The sequence below is a fragment of the Streptomyces cellostaticus genome, from assembly GCF_001513965.1.
Taxonomy (GTDB): domain Bacteria; phylum Actinomycetota; class Actinomycetes; order Streptomycetales; family Streptomycetaceae; genus Streptomyces; species Streptomyces cellostaticus.
This window is the reverse complement of record NZ_KQ948015.1, coordinates 497217-517918: the sequence shown is the minus strand read 5'-3', so window position 1 is coordinate 517918 and position 20702 is coordinate 497217. Positions and strand designations below refer to the sequence as shown.

Here is a 20702-nt window from a genome sequence, read left to right as displayed (position 1 = left end):
TTTCTGGTCGCGTCGGTGTCAGGCGCGCGCGGCGGCCAGCGACTCGCGGGCAGCGGCGGCGACGTTCTCGGGGGTGAAGCCGAAGGCGGCGAAGAGGGTCTTGGCGTCGGCGGAGGCACCGAAGTGTTCGAGGGACACGATCCGTCCCGCGTCGCCCACGAACCGGTACCAGGTCAGACCGATGCCGGCCTCGACCGCGACCCGGGCCTTCACGGACGGCGGCAGGACGCGCTCGCGGTAGGACCGCGGCTGCTCCTCGAACCACTCCACGGACGGCATCGACACCACCCGCGTACCGATCCCCCCGGCCTCCAGCTGCTCCCGCGCGGCGACGGCCAGCTGCACCTCGGAGCCGGTCGCGATGATGATCACCTCCGGGGTCTCGGTGGAGGACTCGCGCAGCACGTAGCCGCCCTTGGCCGCGTCCTCGTCGGGCGCGTACGTCGGCACGCCCTGGCGGGTCAGCGCGAGCCCGTGCGGGGCCGGGTCGGTGGCGTGCCTCTTCAGGATCTCGGCCCAGACGATCGCGGTCTCGTTGGCGTCCGCCGGGCGGACGACGTTCAGACCCGGGATCGCGCGCAGCGAGGCCAGGTGCTCGACCGGCTGGTGGGTCGGGCCGTCCTCGCCGAGACCGATGGAGTCGTGCGTCCACACGTACGTCACCGGCAGCTGCATCAGCGCCGACATCCGCACCGCGTTGCGCATGTAGTCGGAGAACACCAGGAAGGTGCCGCCGTAGATGCGGGTGTTGCCGTGCAGGGCGATGCCGTTCATCTCCGCGGCCATCGAGAACTCGCGGATGCCGAAGTGGACGGTACGGCCGTACGGGTCGGCCTCGGGCAGCGGGTTGCCCTCGGGCAGGAAGGAGCTGGTCTTGTCGATGGTGGTGTTGTTGGACCCGGCGAGGTCGGCGGAGCCGCCCCACAGCTCCGGGAGCACCGGGCCGAGCGCCTGCAGCACCTTGCCGGAGGCCGCGCGGGTGGCGACCGGCTTGCCCTCCTCGAAGACGGGCAGGGCGTCCTCCCAGCCCTCGGGCAGCTCGCCCTTGCTGACCCGGTCGAACAGCTGCGCCCGCTCCGGCCGGCCCGCGCGCCACTCGGCTATCCGCTTGTCCCAGGCCGCGTGCGCCTCGGCGCCCCGGTCCAGGGCCCGGCGGGTGTGCTTCAGGACCTCGTCCGTGACCTCGAAGGTCTGCTCCGGGTCGAAGCCGAGGACGCGCTTGGTGGCGGCGATCTCGTCGTCGCCGAGCGCGGAGCCGTGGGAGGCCTCGGTGTTCTGCGCGTTCGGGGCCGGCCAGGCGATGATCGTGCGCATCGCGATGATCGAGGGCCGCCCGGTCTCGGCCTGCGCCGCCCTCAGCGCCGTGTACAGCGCGGGCGCGTCGATGTCGCCGTCGGCGGTGGGCGCGATGCGCTGGGTGTGCCAGCCGTAGGCCTCGTAGCGCTTCAGCACGTCCTCGGAGAAGGCGGTCGCGGTGTCGCCCTCGATGGAGATGTGGTTGTCGTCGTAGAGGAAGACCAGGTTGCCGAGCTTCTGGTGGCCCGCGAGCGAGGAGGCCTCGGCGGAGACGCCCTCCTCCAGGTCGCCGTCGGAGACGATCGCCCAGATGGTGTGGTCGAAGGGGGAGGTGCCCTCGGGGGCCTCGGGGTCGAACAGGCCGCGCTCGTAGCGGGCGGCCATGGCCATGCCGACGGCGTTGGCGACGCCCTGGCCGAGCGGACCGGTGGTGGTCTCGACCCCGGCGGTGTGCCCGTACTCGGGGTGACCGGGCGTCTTGGAACCCTGGGTCCGGAACGCCTTCAGGTCGTCCAGCTCCAGCTCGTACCCGGCGAGGAAGAGCTGGGTGTAGAGGGTCAGCGAGGTGTGACCGGGAGACAGGACGAAGCGGTCACGTCCGGTCCACTCCGGATCGGCCGGGTCGTGCCTCATCACCTTCTGAAAGATCGTGTACGCGGCAGGAGCCAGGCTCATCGCGGTGCCCGGGTGGCCGTTGCCGACCTTCTGCACGGCATCGGCCGCGAGAAGCCGGGCGGTGTCCACGGCACGCCGGTCGAGGTCAGTCCACTCGAAGCCGTCGGGTGTCTGCGTGCTCATCTTCAAGAAGTCCTCGTTCAATGCGTGATTGCTGGCCGGACGCGTTCAAACTTAAAAGTCTGACTTTTTCGGGGGAAGGTCGGGGTGTGTCAGCCTGTGGTGAATCTGGGACAGCGAGCGCGCGACAGGGACGGCACGAAAAGAACATGGCGGACAGAACATCCCAAGCCGGTGGCGACGGCATGGACGGCGACGGGATCAGGACCTTCCCCTTCCCGGCCGAGCTGGCCGTCGGCGGCGTCGGCATGCAGATCGGCCCCATGGGGAGCGACCGCACCTGGCACTCCGACGCCCCGCTGCACCGCGTCCACCGCATCGACTTCCATGTGGTCATGCTCTTCACCGGCGGCCCCGTCCGGCACATGATCGACTTCGCCGAGTACCGGGCCACGGCCGGCGACCTGCTGTGGATCCGCCCCGGGCAGGTCCACCGGTTCTCACGCACGAGCGAGTACCGCGGAACCGTCCTGACCATGCAGCCCGGCTTCCTGCCCCGTGCCACCGTCGAGGCCACCGGCCTGTACCGCTACGACCTGCCGCCGCTCCTGCACCCCGACCCGGCCCAACTCACCGCACTCCGGGCCGCCCTCGAACAGCTGCGGCGCGAGTACGAGGACACCGCGACCCTCCCGCTGAGCCTGCACACGGCCGTCCTGCGGCACACCCTGACCGCGTTCCTGCTGCGCCTCGCCCATCTCGCGGCCAGCTCGGCGGAGGCCTCCCGGCAGCAGGACACCACCTTCACCCTCTTCCGGGACGCGGTGGAGCAGGGCTTCGCCGCCAACCACAGCGTCAGCGCGTACGCCGACGCGCTCGGTTACTCCCGCCGTACCCTCGTCCGCGCCGTCCGTGCGGCCACCGGCGAGACACCGAAGGGATTCATCGACAAGCGGGTGATCCTGGAGGCCAAGCGCCTCCTCGCCCATACGGACATGCCGATCGGCCGCGTCGGGGCGGCCGTGGGCTTCCCCGACGCGGCGAACTTCTCCAAGTTCTTCCATCTGCACACCGGTCAGACGCCGGTGGGGTTCCGGGCGGAACTCCGTTAGAAGCGGCCCGGCCTGGTGCTCAGTGGCCGAAGTCGAACCAGTTCACGTTCACGAAGTCGGCCGGCTGGCCGCTGGTGAAGGTCAGGTACACATCGTGGGTGCCGGTCACCGGGCTGATGTTCGCCGGGATCGTCTTCCAGGTCTGCCAGCCCCCGGTGTCGGCCAGAGCGAAGCTGCCGACGGGGGCGTTGCTGCGGCTGTCCAGACGCACCTCGACCAGCCCGCTCACGCCGCCCGCGGCACCGCTCGCCACCCGCGCGTGGAACTGGGTGGCCGCCGTGGAGCCGAAGTCGACGCCCTTGTACAGCGCCCAGTCACCGTTCGCGAGAGAGCCGAGGTCCTGGCCGCCGCCGGTGTCCGTGGTGGACTCGGTGCTCACGCCGGACTGGCTGTCGTAGGACTCGGCCTGGATGGCGCTGTAGGCGTCCCGGTTGCCGGAGGGCGGGGGAGTGGTACCGCTCCCACTCGACTGGAGGACCTGGACGTAGTCGACGACCATCGGGTGGCCGGACTCGGTGGCGCCGGTCGGGCCGCCGCCGAACGCGGCCGGGAAGGCGCCACCCATCGCCACGTTCAGGATGACGAAGAAGCCGTGGCTGGTGGCGTTGGCCCAGGTGGCTGCGTCGACCTGACCGGCCGTGACCGTGTGGTAGTTGACGCCGTCGACGTAGAAGCGGATCGCCTCGGGGCTCACCGAGCGGTCCCACTCCATGGTGTAGGTGTGGAAGCCGGACTGGCAGGTGGTGCCGGGGCACGCGGTGGAGTTGCCGATGCCGGTGGTCTCGTTGCAGGGGCCGCCCGGGTTCGTGCCGCAGTGCATCGTCGCCCAGACCTTGTTCAGGCCCTGGACGTTCTCCATGACGTCCAGCTCGCCGACGCCCGGCCAGTTCTGGTAGTTGCCGCGGTAGGGCGCGCCCAGCATCCAGAACGCCGGCCAGTAGCCCTCGGCGGCGGTGCCGGTGACGTTCGGCATCTGGAGCCGCGCCTCGACGCGCAGCTTGCCGCCGGCCGGGGGCTGGAAGTCGGTGCGGGTGGTCTCGATGCGGCCCGAGGTCCAGTTGCCGGCCGAGTCGCGCAGCGGGGTGATGTGCAGGTTGCCGTTGCCGTCGAGCGAGACGTTGTTCGTGCCGGACGTCATCGTCTCGACCTCGCCGGTGCCCCAGTCGGCGGGGCCGCCAGGATACGAAGTCCCGGTGTCGTACTGCCAGTTGGACGTGTTGACGCCGGAGCCCGCGGAGCCGTTGAAGTCGTCCAGGAAGACCTGTGTCCAGCCCGACGGGGGTGTGGGCGCGGAGGCGCTCGCGGGGAGGGTGGCGGCCGTGGCGGCGGTGACCGCCAGGCCGAGCGTGGCGAGGACGGCGACGACGGCTCGCCGCCGTCCGGGTATGCCGGAGGTGTCACTCATGGGGGGTGCCTCTCGGGTACGGAGTAGGTGCGCGGGTTGGTGTGAGAGCGCTCTCAAAGTGGGCCCAATGTGCTCTCCGGCACCGAGGTCGTCAAGAGTTGAAACAAAGAAAGTCCTTGTTTCCCGGTGGAGTTCACCCGGTGAAGCCGCCTGCGCGTCAGAGCGCGCTCCCTGCCTTCCACTCGGCCACGACAGGTTCCACCCGTTGAGCCCGTTGGCCGGGTCGACGGTCGTCTCGCCGGAGTTCCTGACGATCACCACGTCGCCGGGCATCGAGGACTCGTAGAACGTGCAGCCGGCCACGGAGCTGTCGCCCGCGCCCTTGGTGTCGTGCAGGCCGATGCAGCCGTGACTGGTGTTCTGGTGTCCGAACACCGCGGTGGAAGCCCGGTAGTTGCCGTGCACGAAGGTGCCGGAAGCCGTCAGTCGCTGGGCGTGCGGCACGTCCGGGATGTCGTACTCGTCGCCGAGGCCCACCGTGGACGACTCCATCCGGGTCTGCTTGAACCGCTCGCTGATCACCATGATCCCGGACCAGGTGGTGTGGCCGAAGGCGCCGCCGGTGACCGGGTGGCGGCGGCCACCTTGCCGTCCCGGCGCACCGTCATCGTCTTCGTGGCGAGGTCGACCGTGCTGATCTGCTCGCGGCCGATGTGAAACCGACGTCCTTGTGCTGGATGCCGAACACACCGTCCGCGCCCTCGACGTCCTTCAGCCGCAGGCTCAGGGTGATCTTCGTGCCGGGCGCCCAACAGGTCCGGGGCCGGAAGTCCAGCCGGGTGGCGCTGAACCGGTGCCCCACCACCTCCACGGCCGGCTCGGCGGTCACCGTGATCGCCTTCTGGACGGCGGCCCGGTCGGTGACGGCGTGCGTGAAGTTGACCGACACCGGCATGCCGACCCCGGAGGTGGAGTCCGCCTCGGGGGTGAAGCAGCCGGCGAACGTGGCGCCGGGCGACCGGGTGGTGAAGGTCGTCACCGACGCCTCGGCGGCACCCTCCGCGTTGGCCGTCACGGTGTACTTCGTGCCGGGCGCCCAGTAGGTCCGGGGCCGGAAGTCCAGCCGGGTGGCGCTGTACCGGTGCCCCACCACCTCCACGGCCGGTTCGGCGGTCACCGTGATCGCCTTCTGGACGGCGGCCCGGTCGGTGACGGCGTGCGTGAAGTTGACCGACACCGGCATGCCGACCCCGGAGGTGGAGTCCGCCTCGGGGGTGAAGCAGCCGGCGAACGTGGCGCCGGGCGACCGGGTGGTGAAGGTCGTCACCGACGCCTCGGCGGCACCCTCCGCCTTGGCCGTCACGGTGTACTTCGTGCCCGAGCAGGGGTTGCGGACCGAAGTCCACTTCGTCCTCGCCGAGTCGAGGGTGCCCGCCAGGGTGGAGCCGTCGTTGCCCGTGACCTGGACGGAGGCGAGCGTGCCGTCGGTGACGGTGACCTCGACGGGGCTGGTGAAGCCGGCCTTTTTCGTGCCGGCCGCGGGCGTGACGGCGATGGTCGCCTTCTTCGTCGTCGCACCCCGCGCGGACGACGAGGCGCCGGTGCCCGTGCCGCCGGCGGAGGCCGAGGCGTCCGCCGAGGAGCCGCACCCTGCCAGGGCCGCCGTCGCGGGCGCGGCGCCGAGGGCGGCGAGCAGGCCCCGCCGCGACCAGCTGCGCGCCTGCTGTCCGGACCGGTTCGATATCTGCGGGACGCCCACGACACGCCTTCCTGAGTTGTCCGTCGGTGTCCGGGCATCGTGCGCCACTTGTCCGGGGCAACTCTTTGAATCCGTGGGGTGCTGTCTGGGATTCCGGTGAGGACGGGCCGCCGGTCAGCAGGAGGGCGGTGGCTCGGGCGGGGAGTCCGGATTGCCTCTGCCGAGCGCTGCGAGCACGAAGGTGACGCTGATGAGCAGGGCCCATGCGCCGAACTTGCCGACGTCGACGGGCTGCCAGCCGTGCAGCTGGTACGGGTAGCGCCACGCGCCCACGTAGGTGGCCAGGTTCTCCGCCAGCCACAGGAAGAACCCGATCAGGGCGAAGGCCAGCGCGAGCGGCATGCGCCACCGGACCCCGCGCACCGTGAAGCGCACCCAGGTGCCCGCGGTGACGGCCAGGAGGAGGGCCGCCAGCGGCCAGCGGGCGTCGGGCAGCCAGTGGTGGCTGAAGAAGTTGACGTAGACGGCGGCCGCCACCAGGGCCGTCGCCCGCGGCCGGTAGCGGGTCAGCTCCAGGTCGAACAGGTGCCAGGCCCGGCAGACGTAGCTGCCGACGGCCGCATAGAGGAAGCCCCCGTACAAGGGGACGCCCGCGAACTTCAGCACGGCCGGTTCCGGGTAGCTCCACGAGCCGAGCGAGACCTTCACCAGCTCGAAGGCGAGACCGATGACATGGCAGGCGGCGATGACGGCGACATCGCGTCCGCTCTCCCAGCCGCGCCGCCAGAAGAGCAGCGTGAGGAGCACGCCGTAGCCGACGAGCAGGTCGTAGCGGGCCACCGGCAGCGGGGGCAGCAGGCGGGACACCGCCACCCCGGACAGCAGGGCGATGGCGAAGGCGCAGGCCCGGGTCTGTGTCCAGGTGAAATCGAGCAGCTGGCCGACGGGGGAGGCCGGGGGACCGGCCGGGTTTGTGGTGGGCATGGTGATCGGGAGGACGACGCCGGGCCCCGATCCGGTTGCCACGCCACGCTAGTCACCGGCACACAGCCCTCCCCCCGCCGGTTCGTCGTCCTTTAACTATCAGCGCTTACCTACGGTTCCGTAACCTCGCCGTCTGCTCAGCTTCACGTACCTCTTCACCCCACAGAAGGGACGCTCTGAAGTGGTGATCTCCCACAGGTCGAGGAAGCCGCTGCCGAGGAGAGCCGCACTGCTCGCCGCCGCGGGTCTGCTCGGTGGACTGCTGGCGGCGCCGGCGGTGACCGCGGCGGCCGGGACGCCCGAGGCGTGCTCCGCCGCGGACGCCGACATCTACCGGCCCCCGGACCGCGCCACCGCCGCACCGGGCGCCGTCGTCGCCTGCCGCAAGGTCGACTCGCTGCCCATGGTGATCGGCGGCCCCGCGCTGAACGCCTGGAAGGTGCAGTACGGCTCCACCGACGGGCGGGGCCGGCCGGTCTCCGTCGTCGGCACCGTCGTCGTACCGCAGAAGCCGTGGACCGGACCGGGCGAGCGGCCGTTGGTCGCGTTCGTGCCCGGCACCCTCGGTATCGGCGGGCAGTGCGCGTTCTCCAGACAACTCGCGGGCCAGTACCAGGACGCCTACGAGGGCCCGAACATCGCGGCGCTGCTCAACGCCGGTTACGCCCTCGCCGCGACGGACGGTCAGGGCTACATGGACGGCCAGGTCCACCCGTACGCCTCCGGGGCCGAGGCCGGTCACGCCGCCCTGGACATGGCCCGCGCGGCCTCCCGGGTGCCCGGCACCGGGGTGAGCCCCGACGCCCGGGTCGGGATCTGGGGCTACTCGGAGGGCGGCTCGGGCAGCCTGTGGGCGGCCCAGCTGGCCCGGTCGTACGCCCCCGGGCTGAAGGTCGTCGGCGCCGCCTCCGGCGGGATCCCCGCCGACCTCAAGCAGGTGGCGAGCAACCTCGACGGTCAGTTCTTCGCCGGGTTCCTGGTGGACGCGTTCATCGGTCTGTCCGTCACCCATCCGGACATGCCGTTCGACGACCTCCTCAACGACAGCGGCCGCAAGGCCGTCAAGGACGCCGAGTCGCTGTGCGCGCTCGGCACCGTGAGCCGCTTCCCGCTCGCACGGATCGAGCAGTACACCAAGGACGGGCTGACGCTCGACCGGATCTACGCCCTGCGCGGCTCCGACGGCACCACCTGGGGCGACGCCGTCGAGGCCAACAAGCTGGGCGTCGGGGTCGGCACCCCCGGATCCGGTGCCCGCTACGAGATCGGCTTCCCGGTGTTCCAGTACCGTGGTCTGCTGGACGAGGTGATCCCCGCGCAGATGGCGAGCGCCACCCGCCGCGCCTACTGCGATGCCGGCATCACCACTCGCTGGGCGCCGTACGTGGGCGACCACCTCACCGGTGACGCCCAGGCGGTCGGCGACGTGGTGCACTGGCTCGGCGACCGGTTCGACGGCAAGGCGGACACCGGGAACTGCTGACCCGTGCACCGCAGAGGTCCCCGCGCCGGAACCCCACGGCGCGGGGACCTCACACGTCCGGCCGCTCGGGCTGCCAGCCGAGCGCCCGTGAGATCCCCCGCGCGGCCAGCCGCACCGCTGGTATCAACACCGGTACCCGGGCGCCCGCCTGGGGCACCACGACGGAGACGGCCGCGACCACGTCACCGCCCGCTCCGCGCACCGCGGACGCCACCGACACGGCGTCGTCGGTGACCTGACGGTCACTCACCGCCACGCCGGTACGCCGTACTTCGGCCAGCGTCCGGCGCAGCCGTGCCGGGTCGGTGATGGTGTACGGCGTGAAGGAGGCGAGCGGCCAGGTGCAGTACTCCTCCTGGAAGCCGGGGGCGCCGTGCGCGAGGAGGGCGAGACCGACCCCGGTGGCGTGCAGGGGCCAGCGCGCGCCGACGCGGATGTGCACGCCGATCGCCGAACGCCCCGACAGCCACTCGATGTAGACGACCTCCGCGCCGTCGCGCACCGCCAACTGCACGTTCTCGTGGGTCGCCTCGTACAGGTCCTCCAGGTAGGGCAGCGCGATCTGCCGCAGTGCGAGGCCGCGCGGGGCGAGCGCGGCCAGCTCCCACAGGCGCAGTCCCACGTGGTAGACGCCGTCGTCGTCCCGCTCCAGGGCGCCCCAGGCGGTGAGCGCGTGCACGAGGCGGTGCGCGGTGGTCAGGCTGAGCCCGGCCCGGCGGCTGATGTCCGTCAGGCTCAGCGCCGGATGGGCGTGGTCGAACGCGGCGAGCACGGCCAGCAGCCGCTCGTGTGCGGTGGGGGTGCCCCCTGAGGTCATGGCCGGTCGGCGACCCTCAGGAGCAGGGCGTGCAGCGTGTCGCGCTCCGCCGCGTCGAGCGGGGCCAGCAGGTCGTTCGTCACCCTCAGGCCCGCCTCGTCGGTGTCGCGCAGGAAGGTGCGGCCGCCCTCGGTCAGGACGACGATCCTGCTGCGCCGGTCGTCGGGGGAGGGGCGGCGCTCGGCGAAGCCCAGCTTCTCCAGGTCGTCGACCAGGCCCACGATCGCGCTCGGGTCGTAGCCGAGCCGGGTGCTCAGCTCGCGCTGGAGCGTGCCGTCGCAGGTGGCGAGGAAGCGCAGCACCGCGTAGTGGCGCAGCCGCACGCCGGACTCCTGGAGGAAGGTGTTGAACATCTGCCCGGAGCGCAGGCCGAGGCGGTAGAGCAGATAGCCCGTGTCCGCGTGCAGCCCGCGCATCCACGGCTCGTCCCCGTCGATCGGGCTCGGGTTCTTCGTGTGCCGGCTGCTGATGGCGGGCCCCCTGGTCTCGGTCTCCTCGGCTGGGTGGACCCCAGCATGCCGCATCCGAAGGTCGGCAACAACTATTGACGACAACAATTATTGCTCTTAGCTTCGATCTCGGCGGTGCCCGTCCGTGCCGACGAGCCGTCTCCCGAGCTGTTCTGCGTCCGAAGGGATCCGCACGTGCCCCCCATCGATCTCACCGGCAAGGCCGCCGTCGTCACCGGCAGCGGCCGGGGCCTCGGCCTCGCCTACGCCCATGCCCTCGCCGCCCACGGCGCCTCGGTGGTCGTCAACGACATCGACGCGGCCGTGGCCGAGCAGGCCGTCAGGTCCATCACCGAGGCCGGCGGCACCGCCGTCGCCGAGGTCGTGCCGGTCGGCACCGCCGAGGCCGCCGACCGGCTGGTCGGCCGCGCGGTCCGGGAGTTCGGGCGGCTCGACGTCCTGGTCACCAACGCCGGCATCCTGCGCGACAAGGTGCTGTGGAAGATGACCGACGACGACTTCGACGCCGTGGTCACCACCCACCTCAGGGGCACCTTCACCTGCGCCCGAGCCGCCGCGGTCCGCCTGCGCGAGCAGGGCGAGGGCGGCACCCTGATCCTGGTCGGCTCCCCGGCCGGGCAGCGCGGCAACTTCGGGCAGACCAACTACGCCGCCGCCAAGGCCGGCATCGCCGCCATGGCCCGTACCTGGTCGATGGAGCTGGCCCGCGCGCACATCACCGTCAACGCGATCGTGCCGGTCGCGGCGACCGCGATGACCGAGACCATCCCGGCCTTCGCCCCGTACGTCGAGGCGATGCGGGGCGGCGCGCCGCTGCCGGACTTCCTGCGCAAGGGCGAGGGCTTCGGCACCCCCGAAGACTGCGCGGTCCTCGTGCCCTTCCTCGCCTCCGAGGCGGCGCGCGGCATCACCGGCCAGGCCATCGGCATCGGCGGCGACAAGGTGGCACTCTGGTCGCATCCGCAGGAGATCCGCGCGGCGTACGCGGACGGCGGCTGGAGCCCCGAGGCGCTGGCCGACGCCTGGCACACGTCGGTCGGCGCCGCACCGCAGACGGTCGGCATCCCCGCCCCGACGATCCCGGAGGCGTGATGGACATCGAGGACCTGGTCGCGATCGACGTCCACACCCACGCGGAGGTGTCCTCCAAGGGCCACTCCTCTCTGGACGAAGACCTGCACGACGCCTCCTCCGCCTACTTCAAGGTCGAGGGCAAGCGGAAGCCCACCCTCGAGGAGACGGCCGCCTACTACCGCGAGCGGAGGATGGCCGCGGTGATCTTCACGGTGGACGCCGAGTCCGCCACCGGCACCGCACCCGTCCCGAACGAGGAGGTCGCCGAGGCGGCCGCCGCCCACGCGGACGTCCTGATCCCGTTCGCCTCCATCGACCCCTTCCGCGGGAAGGCCGGCGTGCGACAGGCCCGGCGGCTGGTCGAGGAGTACGGCGTGAAGGGCTTCAAGTTCCACCCCAGCATCCAGGGCTTCTTCCCCAACGACCGCGCGGTGGCGTACGCGTTGTACGAGGTGATCGAGGAGACGGGGACGATCGCCCTGTTCCACACCGGCCAGACCGGCATCGGCGCGGGCGTGCCCGGCGGGGGCGGCATCCGCCTGAAGTACTCCAACCCCCTGCACGTGGACGACGTCGCCGCCGACTTCCCGCAGCTGAAGATCATCCTGGCGCATCCGTCGTTCCCCTGGCAGGACGAGGCGCTGGCCGTCGCCACGCACAAGCCGGGCGTGCACATCGACCTGTCCGGCTGGTCGCCGAAGTACTTCCCGCCGCAGCTGGTGCAGTACGCCAACACGCTGCTGAAGGACAAGGTCCTCTTCGGCTCCGACTTCCCCGTCCTCACCCCGGACCGCTGGCTCGCCGACTTCGCGAAGCTGTCCGTCAAGGACGAGGTGCGGCCGAAGATCCTCAAGGAGAACGCCGCCCGCCTGCTCGGGCTGACGAAACCGTAAGGGGTGCCGGATGCGCAACGAGGGACTGGGGTCGTGGCCCGCACGCCGGGCCCGCAAGACCCCGCACCGTACCGCCCTGATCCACGGCGGCACCTCGCTCACGTACGCGCAGCTGTACGACCGCACCACCCGCCTCGCCCACGCCCTGCGCTCCCGGGGTGTCCGGCGCGGCGACCGCATCGCCTACCTCGGCCCCAACCACCCCTCCTACCTGGAGACCCTCTTCGCGGCCGGCACGCTCGGCGCGGTCTTCGTCCCGCTCAACACCCGCCTGGCGGGCCCGGAGATCGCCTTCCAGCTCGCCGACTCGGGCGCGAAGGCACTCGTCTACGGCCCCTCGCACGCGGGCCTGGTCGCCGGACTGCCGGGCGACACCGACGTGCGTGCGTACGTCGAGGTGGGCGCCGAGTACGAGGAGGCGATCACCTCCGCGGCGACCGACCCCATCGACGAGCCGGTCACCCCCGACGACACCTGCATCATCATGTACACCTCGGGGACGACCGGCCGCCCCAAGGGCGCGATGCTCACCCATGGCAACCTGACCTGGAACGCGATCAACGTCCTCGTCGACACCGACCTGATCGCCGACGAACGCGCCCTGGTCTCCGCGCCGTTGTTCCACACAGCCGGCCTGAACATGCTGACGCTGCCCGTGCTGCTGAAGGGCGGCACCTGCGTCCTGGTCGAGGCCTTCGACCCCGACGTCACCTTCGACCTGATCGAAGAGCACCGGATCACCTTCATGTTCGGGGTGCCGACGATGTTCGAGCAGGTGGCCCGGCACCCGCGCTGGCCGGACGCCGACCTGTCGTCGCTGAGGATCCTGACCTGCGGCGGCTCCCCGGTCTCGACCCCGCTCATCGCCGCCTACCAGGAGCGCGGGCTCACCTTCCTCCAGGGCTACGGCATGACGGAGGCGTCCCCCGGCACGCTCTTCCTGGACGCGGAACACGCGGTCGGCAAGGCCGGGTCGGCCGGAGTCCAGCACTTCTTCAGCGACGTACGCGTCGTGCGGCCGGACTTCACGCCGGTCGACGTCGGTGAGACCGGCGAGGTTGTGGTCCGTGGTCCGCATGTCATGCCCGGCTATTGGGGGCTGCCCGAGGAGACGGCCGCCTCGTTCGCGGACGGCTGGTTCCGCAGCGGGGACGCGGCCCAGGTCGACGAGGACGGGTACGTCCATATCGTCGACCGCATCAAGGACATGATCATTTCCGGCGGCGAGAACATCTACCCGGCCGAGATCGAGGACCTGCTGCTCTCCCACCCCGACATCGTCGAGTGCGCGGTCATCGGCGTGCCGGACGACAAGTGGGGCGAGGTGCCGCGCGCGGTCGTGGTGCCCCGCGAGGGTGCCTCGGTCGACCCCGACGAGGTGCTGGCCTCGCTGGCCGGACGCCTCGCCAAGTACAAGATCCCGAAGTCGGTGGTCCTCGCGGACGAACTCCCGCGCACCGCCTCCGGGAAACTCCTCAAGTCCCGCGTGCGCAAGCGCTACGGCAACCACTCCTAGCGAAGGAAAGCCACATGAGCGTCACCGTCAACGGCATCGACGAACTGAAGAAGCTCGCGGGCAGCGACCTGGGCACCAGCGAATGGATCGAGGTCACCCAGGAGCGCATCGACACCTTCGCCGACGCCACCGGCGACCACCAGTGGATCCACGTGGACCCCGAACGCGCCAAGGAGGGCCCCTTCGGCGCCCCGATCGCCCACGGCTACCTCACCCTCTCCCTGTTCATCCCGCTCTTCACCGAGCTGCTGGACGTCCAGGGCGTGACCACGAAGGTCAACTACGGGCTGAACAAGGTGCGTTTCCCCTCCCCGGTGAAGGTGGGCTCGCGCATCCGGCTCGCCGCGCGGCTCGCTTCCGTCGAGGAGGTGCCGGGCGGGGTGCAGATCGCGGTCGACGGCACGATAGAGATCGACGGCGGCGGGAAGCCCGCCGCCGTCCTGCAGAGTCTCTCCCGCTTCTACGCGTGAGCGGTCACCGCTGCACGTCGACGAAGACGGGGTTGGAGTAGAACCACGTGTCGGCCCACGGGTCACCGTTTCCGGGCTCGTGGGCGATCGGCCCGTGCGGGTCGATCGCGGCGCCGAGGTAGCCGGCGCCGTGCCGGTTGCCGTCGCTGCCGCGCAGGCGTACGTAGAACGACTCGTCCCCGGCGGTCAGCGGGATGCGCAGGGTGTACGTGCCGGTGCGGCCGCTGACGTCCCTGGTCTCGACGACCTTGGTGTCCGGCGCCTGCCAGCTGTCGCGGTCGGCGACCGGGCCGCGGACCGCGCCCCGGATCACGTCGACGTGCGCCAACTTGGGCAGGATTCCCTGCGGGTTGGCCCGGGAGGCGGTGGTCACCGTCACGTACAGCGTGATCTTCTCGCCCTTGCGCACGCGGAGCCGGCCGCCCAGCGTGACCCCCCGCCCGAAGTCGCAGTCCCGCTTCAGCCGCACGTCGAGCCCGTCGAGCAGATGCCCGTGGTCCAGCCAGATCCGGCCCGCGCGCAGGCCCGCCATCACGGCGCGGTAGCCGTAGCGGGTCACGCCGACGTGGGTCCGGCTGAACTCGCCGGGCCAGAAGTCGCTGCCGGGCTGCGGGGTGCCGGTGTCGACCGGGTCGGGCAGCTTCCCGGTGTTGTCGAAGTTCTGGCCGGGCGCCCAGTCGCCGTTCGTCCAGGTGTCGAAGACGGTCCGGTGGTTGTCGGAGTTGGTGGTGACCGAGAACAGCCTGCCCTCGGCGAGCATCGAGTCCCACAGGCCGCCGACCGTCGCGGTCGCCCAGTCGAAACCGCCGTAGGTGAGGTAGGCGTCCGCCGGGTACCCGGCGAAGGAGTTGGCGGACGGCTTGTTCTCGTACTCGCCGCGGATCGACGTCGCGCCGCGCCAGCCGGGGATGGCCGCGCCCTGGGCGCCGGGCGCGCCCTCCATGCCGATCACGATCTCGGGGGCCGCGTCACGCCAGTTGCGCATCTCGTGCGGGGAGTCGATGCCGAGGCGCAGCGGGTGGTTGGCGAGGACGAGGACGTCGTCCACGTAGCCCGTGCGGCGCTGCTCGGCGAGCCACTGGACGGCCTTGACCGCATGGGCCTCGTTGCGGGCGGTGTTCGGGTTGTCCGGGGCACCGTCGGTGTAGCCGAGCAGCTTGCCGTCGTAGGCGAGCTCGAACCGGGTGAGCAGGTCGACCTCGTGCGGGCCGGGGGCCGCGAAGACCGTGCAGTGCTCGGCGGCCGGGATGTACCACTCCAGGCCCTGGAAGATCAGCTGGCGCGGGTTCTCGGCGCGGGCCTTGAGGATCTCCTGGTGCTCCAGCTGGGCGCCGTAACGGGCGTGCCCGAAGTTGGAGTGCTCGTTGAAGACCATCCAGTCCAGGCCGAACCTGGCTGCGGCCTGGGCCTGCTGGGAGAACGTGTACTTGGCGTCGTGGCTGTAGACGGAATGCACGTGGTGGTCGCCGACCAGGTAGGCCAGGCGCGGGTCGTCGCCGCCGAAGCCCTGCTTGCCGGAGGCGGAGGCGGAGGCGGAGGCGGGCGCGGCGGCCGAGCCGAGGGCGAACGCGGCGCCGAACAGGCCGGCGCGGCACAGGAGTCCGCGTCTCGACACGCCCTGGGCGTCGAGGGCGGCGGGAGAGACGGACGGGTCGGCCCAGGCGGGCAGCTGCTGCTCGGTCATGGTGATCCTCGGAGGAAGTCAGCGGTTCATGAAGGAGGTGACGGGCAGCGCCCGTTCCACGATGCGGACGTCGCCGAGGCGGCCGTGCAGGATCTGGTCGATCTTCCCCGCGTACTCGTAGCCGCCGAGCAGCCACGGCAGGCCGACGGAGGTGATGCCGACGGCGACTGCCTTGGGGTTGCGGACGACCGGGCAGCCCTCGACGTAGAGGGTGGTGTGCCTGCCGTCGTTGACGACCGCCACATGCCACCAGGTCTCCAGCGGCGTCTCCTGCCCCCAGTTGGTGGCGATGCCCTCCTGGTTGAGCGGGCGCATCGCCCACTGCGGCTCCCGGTCGTTCGACAGGGACAGTGTGGCGAGCGGCTCGTCGGGGTCGTCGCCGGTCTTCCCCGCCGCGCCGCCCGTGCCGGTGCGGCTGACGACGCCGGACCAGGCGTGGTGCGAGGGGTCCCAGTCGGCGGGGAGGCGGTAGAACGCCTCGATGGTGTAACCCGCCCTGAACGTCGCCGAGTTGAGAGGAGCACCGTCGACCGTGCGCAGGTACGCCCCCTTCAGCGGTGATGTGAAGCCCTGGAACTCCAGGCTGCCGTGGCCCGGCTGGTCGGGGTGGTGGTCCGCCGACCAGTTCAGCGTGCCGCCGCCCACCGTGACGAGCGTGAGGTCGTTGCCGCGCCCGGACAGGTCACGGACCGTCCCGCTCACCGCCGTACCGTCGCCGTGTCCGTCGAAGCGCCAGTACGCGACCGTGCCGGGGACCAGCATCCTGGACGCGGGGCGCGCCGGACGCACGGGGACCGGGTCGAAGCCGGAGAAGCGCGCGGCGAAGTCGATGCCGACGGAGAACCGGTCCGTGTCCCCGCTCAGCTCGATCTCCTGGCGCTCCAGCTCGTTGATCCCCTTCGCGGCCCGGCCCAGGATCCACGGGGAGACCGTCTCCACGTCGATGACGTTGCGGTCCAGGTCGAAGCGGTACAGGCGGATCATCGCCGCGCCGCCGAAGTACCGGTTCTGGTAGTTGGTCAGGTGCAGGTGCACCTCGTTGCCCGCCGCGTTCTTGCGGGTCGCCCGGCCGGCCGGCCAGTAGTGGCCGTTGAGGGTGAGGAAGATCTGGTCGTGGTCCGCGATCAGCCGGTCCCACAGCTGCTGCCCGTACGACGACAGGGAGTCGTCCTCCACGACCAGCTCGTGGGTCGTGAGGACGACCGGCGTCTTCGGGTGCTGCGCGAGCACGTCCCTGGCCCAGGCGTACCCCTTCGCCGACAGCCGCCAGTCCAGCGCGAGCACCATCCACTCCCGCCCGGCCGCCCGGAACAGGTGGAAGGTGTTGTACCCGTCCGGGGAGGCACCGCCGAAGGTCGGCTTGCCCCGGAAGCGCTGCGGCCCGAACGCGTCCAGGTACGCCGTCGAGCCGCGCTGGTCGTCCGTCGAGGACCGCACGTCGTGGTTGCCGGCGAGGACGCTGTAGCCGACGCCCCGGTGGTCGAGGATCCCGAACGCCTCGCCGATCGCGGCGAACTCGTCCTTCGCGCCGTTCTGGGTGAGGTCGCCGAGGTGGGACAGGAAGACGATGTTCTCGTCCCGGCCGTGCTCCAGCAGGTAGCGCAGCGAAGCCTCGACGGGCGCCTTGTCGATGCTGGGGCCGTCGAAGAGGTACTGGGTGTCGGGCATCACCGCGATCGTGAAGCGGCGGCTTTCCGGGTCGGGCCGCCCACTGCTCCTGGGCGCCGCCTCGGCGACGGCCGGCAGCGCGACCCCGGCCGTGGCGGCGGCGCCGAGCAGCGCCGTGGCCCTGAGGAAACTGCGTCGTGCGGCTCCGGCCTGCGCGGCCTCGCCCTGGGGGTGGTCATGCGACGTACACACGTGCGCTCCGTGAGAGGTGAAGGGGAGAGGAAGCGTGGGGGGAGTTCAGAGAACGCGCAGGGTCCAGCTCCAGCGGTGGACCCCGGCGGGGACGAGGCGGGAGGGGGCGGTGCCGGGGCCGCGGGACGCGGTGCCCAGGCCCCGGTGCGCGGCGTCGAGGTGCACCACGCAGCCCGCACGCGGCACCGGCTCGACGTGGTGGGCGGCCTCGCTCAGGGGCCGGGGGAGGGCCACGGACACCTGCCGCGGCTCGTCCAGCTCGACCGCGAGCCCGGTGGCGTCCGGCGCCGACAGCGTGAACCGCCGCACCCCGTGCCGGCTGCCGCTCTCCTGCGGCCGCAGGTACGGCGTGAACAGCTCGTTCACGGGCAGCGCGTCATGGCCGGCCGGCGCGCCCGTCGAGCGGTCCGGGTACGCCTCCCCGGGCCCCTGCCCGAACCACTCCGGCAGATCGAGCCCCGGCACCGTCTCGAACACCGAGCCGACCCGGGCCACATCGGCGAACTCCGCGGGCAGTTCGGCGGATTCGGCCACCCGGATGCCGCCCTCGACCGGCGTGAACTCCTGCCGGTGCCGTACGACACCGGCGGTCCCCGCGTACTCGGCGCACACGGTCACCGCCGCGCCCTCCCGGTGCACCGAGACGACCTTGCGGACCAGGGCGTCCAGGCCCCAGGTGCGCCGGCGCCGTACGATGCTGTCCAGCTCGTCGTCGTCGGTGGGCGCCCGCCACAGGGACAGCACCGGCGCGGCCGTCAGCAGCGGATGCACCAGCAGCCCGTCGTCGTCCACCGCCACCGGCCGCCCGGCCACGGCCGGCCGGGGTTCCGGTACGGCGGCCGCCCGCAGCCGCACCCGCGGCGCGCACACCTCCGTACCGCGCGGCGCCCACGGCTCGTCCTCGGCGGTGGTCACCCGCAGCGTCAGCCACGCCTCGCCGCCGTCGCCGGGCACCGCGAAGGGCAGCGGCACGGCGGCCGTCTCGCCGGGCCGCAGATCGGGCAGCTCGGCGGGAGCGGTCAGGGTACGGCCGTCGGCCAGGGACAGCTCCCAGAAGGCTGCCAGCCAGGTCAGACCCCGGAAGTGCTGGTGGTTGGCGAGGACGATCCCCTCGTGCCGGTAGCACCGGATGCGGACCGGAGCCGCGGGCTCCCGGTGCTCGTCCATCACGGGCTCGGGCGTGCGGTCCGGGAAGACGACCCCGTCGGCGATGAAGGCACCGTCGTGGAGGGGCTCGCCGAAGTCGCCGCCGCACGCCCGGCGACGGCCGGGCGCGGCGACACCGTTGTCACACAGCCCGGCGCCCGCGCGCCCGGCCGGTCTTCCATCGCTCACGCGCTGCAGAATTCCGTGGGATCAGAACTCCCAGATGAAGCCGCCCTGAAGACCCGGCGTTGACTCGATGGCCGCCCAGTGGTCGGCGAGCGTGCCGCTGCTGTCGGCGTGGCTGGTCAGCCGATACCTCGTACGGGTGAACGGGGCCCGTTTCCCGTGACCGTGCGGGCGCTTGGAACACACCATCCGTGGTGGCGGCTGTGTTCGACGGGATCGGTGTCACCGGCCACCACCGGAGAATGGTGGCGCGCAGAGCTCCGGCCAGGCCGTATCCCTGCCGAGGGGCGGAGCCGCATATCGATACCGGCCCGGCCCTCAAGACCGCTCGGAGGGCCACCGGACCGCAGGTCCGGCTTATGGTGAGTCGGTCAACACCGGCCGACAGCCTCAGGAACGGTGCGGGTACGGCGAAGGTCTGCGGTTCCGGGGACCTGGCCGTGGTGGGTCACGAACGCGCCGGTCGACCCGGTGACCTGCTCCGCACGGCAGGAGGCGGGCGTCGAGGTGGTCCTGGCGGGAAAGGTGCAGGCGTGAAGCTGACGATTCTGGGCGGCGGCGGGTTCCGGGTGCCGCTGGTGTACGGGGCGCTGCTGACGGACCGCGCCGAGGGGCGGGTCACGGAGGTGGTCCTGCACGATCTGGACGACAGTCGGCTGTATGCGGTCTCCCGTGTACTGGCCGAACAGGCGTCGACCGTGGACGACGCCCCCCGCGTGACCGCCACGACCGACCTGGACGAGGCCCTGCGCGGCGCCGACTTCGTCTTCTCCGCGATCCGCGTCGGCGGCCTGGAGGGCAGGGCGAACGACGAGCGGGTGGCCCTGGCGGAGGGCGTCCTCGGCCAGGAGACGGTCGGCGCGGGCGGGATCGCATACGGTCTGCGGACCGTCCCGGTCGCCGTCGACATCGCCCAGCGGGTGGCCCGCCTCGCCCCCGACGCCTGGGTCATCAACTTCACCAACCCCGCGGGCCTCGTCACCGAGGCCATGTCCCGCCACCTCGGCGACCGCGTCATCGGCATCTGCGACTCACCGGTCGGCCTCGGCCGCCGGATCGCCCGGGTGCTCGGCGCGAACCCGAAGGAGGCGTGGATCGACTACGTCGGCCTCAACCACCTCGGCTGGGTGCGCGGCCTGCGCATCGCGGGCCGCGACGAACTCCCGCGCCTGCTCGCCGACCCAGGCCTGCTCGGCTCCTTCGAGGAGGGCAAGTTGTTCGGGGCCGACTGGCTCCAGTCCCTCGGCGCGATCCCCAACGAGTACCTGCACTACTACTACTTCAACCGCGAGGCCGTACGCGCCTACGAGCAGGCCGAGAAGACCCGAGGCGCCTTCCTGCGCGACCAGCAGGCGCGGTTCTACGAGGAGGCCCGGCGTACCGACCTCTCCGCCCTCGACGTCTGGGACCGCACCCGCGCCGAGCGCGAGGCGACCTACATGGCCGACAACCGCGAGACGGCCGGCGCCGGCGAACGCGACGCCGACGACCTCTCCGGCGGCTACGAGAAGGTCGCCCTCGCGCTGATGCGGGCCATCGCCCGGGACGAGCGCACCACCCTCATCCTCAACGTGCGCAACCAGGGCACCCTGTCGGTCCTCGACACGGACGCCGTCATCGAGGTCCCGTGCCTGGTCGACGCCAACGGCGCCCACCCCGTCGCGGTCGCTCCGCTGCCCGGCCACGCCACCGGCCTGGTGTGCGCGGTCAAGGCCGTCGAGCGCGAGGTGCTCGCCGCCGCCGAGTCCGGTTCGCGCACGACGGCCGTGAAGGCCTTCGCGCTGCACCCGCTGGTGGACTCGGTCAACGTGGCCCGGCGCCTGGTCGAGGGGTACACGGCCGTTCATCCCGGCCTCGGGTACCTGAAGTAAGCTCCCGGCGGAAAGCGCTTTCCCTCTCGGGTCCGCCCCGCCGTCCCTCGCTTCGCTCCGC

15 protein-coding genes and 3 pseudogenes are annotated in these 20702 nt (G+C 71.7%); 8 read left to right on the top strand and 10 right to left on the bottom strand.

Annotated features, from left to right (window positions below; genetic code table 11):
* Positions 1–18 precede the first annotated feature (18 nt).
* Positions 19–2094 (bottom strand): transketolase, encoded by a 2076-nt coding sequence (gene tkt, locus AQI88_RS02240; RefSeq protein ID WP_066991618.1) that lies wholly within the window; start codon positions 2092–2094, stop codon positions 19–21.
* Positions 2095–2240: 146 nt separating this feature from the next.
* Here tkt and AQI88_RS02235 point away from each other — a divergent pair, with 146 nt between their 5' ends.
* A complete protein-coding gene (locus tag AQI88_RS02235) occupies positions 2241–3143 on the top strand; it encodes a helix-turn-helix domain-containing protein (RefSeq protein ID WP_066990823.1) in 903 nt (300 codons plus the stop codon).
* Positions 3144–3162: 19 nt separating this feature from the next.
* On the opposite strand, the gene AQI88_RS02230 is transcribed toward AQI88_RS02235, so the two are convergent.
* From AQI88_RS02230 to AQI88_RS02220, 4 genes and pseudogenes are all read right to left on the bottom strand, one after another.
* Positions 3163–4548 (bottom strand): glycoside hydrolase family 16 protein, encoded by a 1386-nt coding sequence (locus tag AQI88_RS02230; RefSeq protein ID WP_066991615.1) that lies wholly within the window; start codon positions 4546–4548, stop codon positions 3163–3165.
* Positions 4549–4935: 387 nt separating this feature from the next.
* Positions 4936–5073 (bottom strand): annotated as a pseudogene (locus tag AQI88_RS48745) (hypothetical protein); the annotation flags it as partial.
* Positions 5074–5152: 79 nt separating this feature from the next.
* The gene (locus AQI88_RS02225) at positions 5153–6247 is read right to left on the bottom strand and encodes an Ig-like domain-containing protein (protein WP_244184012.1); all 1095 of its coding nucleotides are present in this window, start codon (positions 6245–6247) and stop codon (positions 5153–5155) included.
* 114 nt (positions 6248–6361) lie between these two features.
* On the bottom strand, positions 6362–7171 hold the full coding sequence (locus AQI88_RS02220) for a DUF817 domain-containing protein (RefSeq protein ID WP_066991612.1): 810 nt from the start codon (positions 7169–7171) through the stop codon (positions 6362–6364).
* Positions 7172–7352: 181 nt separating this feature from the next.
* On the opposite strand from AQI88_RS02220, the gene AQI88_RS02215 reads away from it, so the two are divergent.
* Positions 7353–8654 carry a lipase family protein gene (locus AQI88_RS02215; protein WP_244184011.1) on the top strand — a complete coding sequence of 434 codons (1302 nt, stop codon included), beginning with the start codon at positions 7353–7355 and terminating at the stop codon, positions 8652–8654.
* Positions 8655–8703: 49 nt separating this feature from the next.
* Here the strand turns inward: AQI88_RS02215 and AQI88_RS02210 are convergent, their stop codons facing one another.
* Positions 8704–9471 carry an IclR family transcriptional regulator gene (locus AQI88_RS02210; protein WP_066990819.1) on the bottom strand — a complete coding sequence of 256 codons (768 nt, stop codon included), beginning with the start codon at positions 9469–9471 and terminating at the stop codon, positions 8704–8706.
* The gene (locus AQI88_RS02205; protein WP_066991605.1) at positions 9468–9887 is read right to left on the bottom strand and encodes a MarR family winged helix-turn-helix transcriptional regulator; all 420 of its coding nucleotides are present in this window, start codon (positions 9885–9887) and stop codon (positions 9468–9470) included. The genes AQI88_RS02210 and AQI88_RS02205 overlap by 4 nt, the downstream gene beginning before the upstream one ends.
* A gap of 228 nt (positions 9888–10115) precedes the next feature.
* Here AQI88_RS02205 and AQI88_RS02200 point away from each other — a divergent pair, with 228 nt between their 5' ends.
* Genes AQI88_RS02200 through AQI88_RS02185 form a run of 4 tightly spaced genes read left to right on the top strand, consistent with a single transcriptional unit; the run spans position 10116 to position 13894 of the window.
* Positions 10116–11033, top strand: a complete 918-nt coding sequence (locus AQI88_RS02200) for an SDR family NAD(P)-dependent oxidoreductase (RefSeq protein ID WP_066990817.1) — start codon at positions 10116–10118, stop codon at positions 11031–11033.
* Positions 11033–11908 carry an amidohydrolase family protein gene (locus tag AQI88_RS02195; RefSeq protein WP_066990813.1) on the top strand — a complete coding sequence of 292 codons (876 nt, stop codon included), beginning with the start codon at positions 11033–11035 and terminating at the stop codon, positions 11906–11908. Before AQI88_RS02200 ends, AQI88_RS02195 begins: the two co-directional genes overlap by 1 nt.
* 10 nt (positions 11909–11918) lie before the next feature.
* Positions 11919–13424 (top strand): acyl-CoA synthetase, encoded by a 1506-nt coding sequence (locus AQI88_RS02190; RefSeq protein ID WP_066990808.1) that lies wholly within the window; start codon positions 11919–11921, stop codon positions 13422–13424.
* Between the two features lie 14 nt (positions 13425–13438).
* Complete coding sequence (locus AQI88_RS02185; RefSeq protein WP_066990804.1) at positions 13439–13894, top strand: MaoC family dehydratase; 456 nt, start codon at positions 13439–13441, stop codon at positions 13892–13894.
* A gap of 4 nt (positions 13895–13898) precedes the next feature.
* On the opposite strand, the gene AQI88_RS02180 is transcribed toward AQI88_RS02185, so the two are convergent.
* The 3 genes and pseudogenes from AQI88_RS02180 to AQI88_RS02170 all read right to left on the bottom strand — a co-directional run.
* Entirely contained in the window at positions 13899–15578 is a 1680-nt protein-coding gene (locus AQI88_RS02180) for a PHP domain-containing protein (RefSeq protein ID WP_066990801.1), read from the bottom strand.
* An 18-nt stretch (positions 15579–15596) separates the two neighbouring features.
* Positions 15597–17438: a LamG-like jellyroll fold domain-containing protein gene (locus tag AQI88_RS02175; RefSeq protein ID WP_066990798.1), complete on the bottom strand. Its 1842-nt coding sequence runs from the start codon at positions 17436–17438 to the stop codon at positions 15597–15599.
* A gap of 45 nt (positions 17439–17483) precedes the next feature.
* A pseudogene (locus tag AQI88_RS02170) lies at positions 17484–18887 on the bottom strand (beta-galactosidase small subunit-related protein); the annotation flags it as partial.
* Between the two features lie 281 nt (positions 18888–19168).
* On the opposite strand from AQI88_RS02170, the pseudogene AQI88_RS47390 reads away from it, so the two are divergent.
* Both AQI88_RS47390 and AQI88_RS02165 read left to right on the top strand, forming a co-directional pair.
* Positions 19169–19307: pseudogene (locus AQI88_RS47390) on the top strand (ArsR family transcriptional regulator); the annotation flags it as partial.
* Complete coding sequence (locus tag AQI88_RS02165) at positions 19304–20641, top strand: 6-phospho-beta-glucosidase (protein ID WP_066990794.1); 1338 nt, start codon at positions 19304–19306, stop codon at positions 20639–20641. The pseudogene AQI88_RS47390 and the gene AQI88_RS02165, both read left to right, overlap by 4 nt.
* Positions 20642–20702 lie beyond the last annotated feature (61 nt).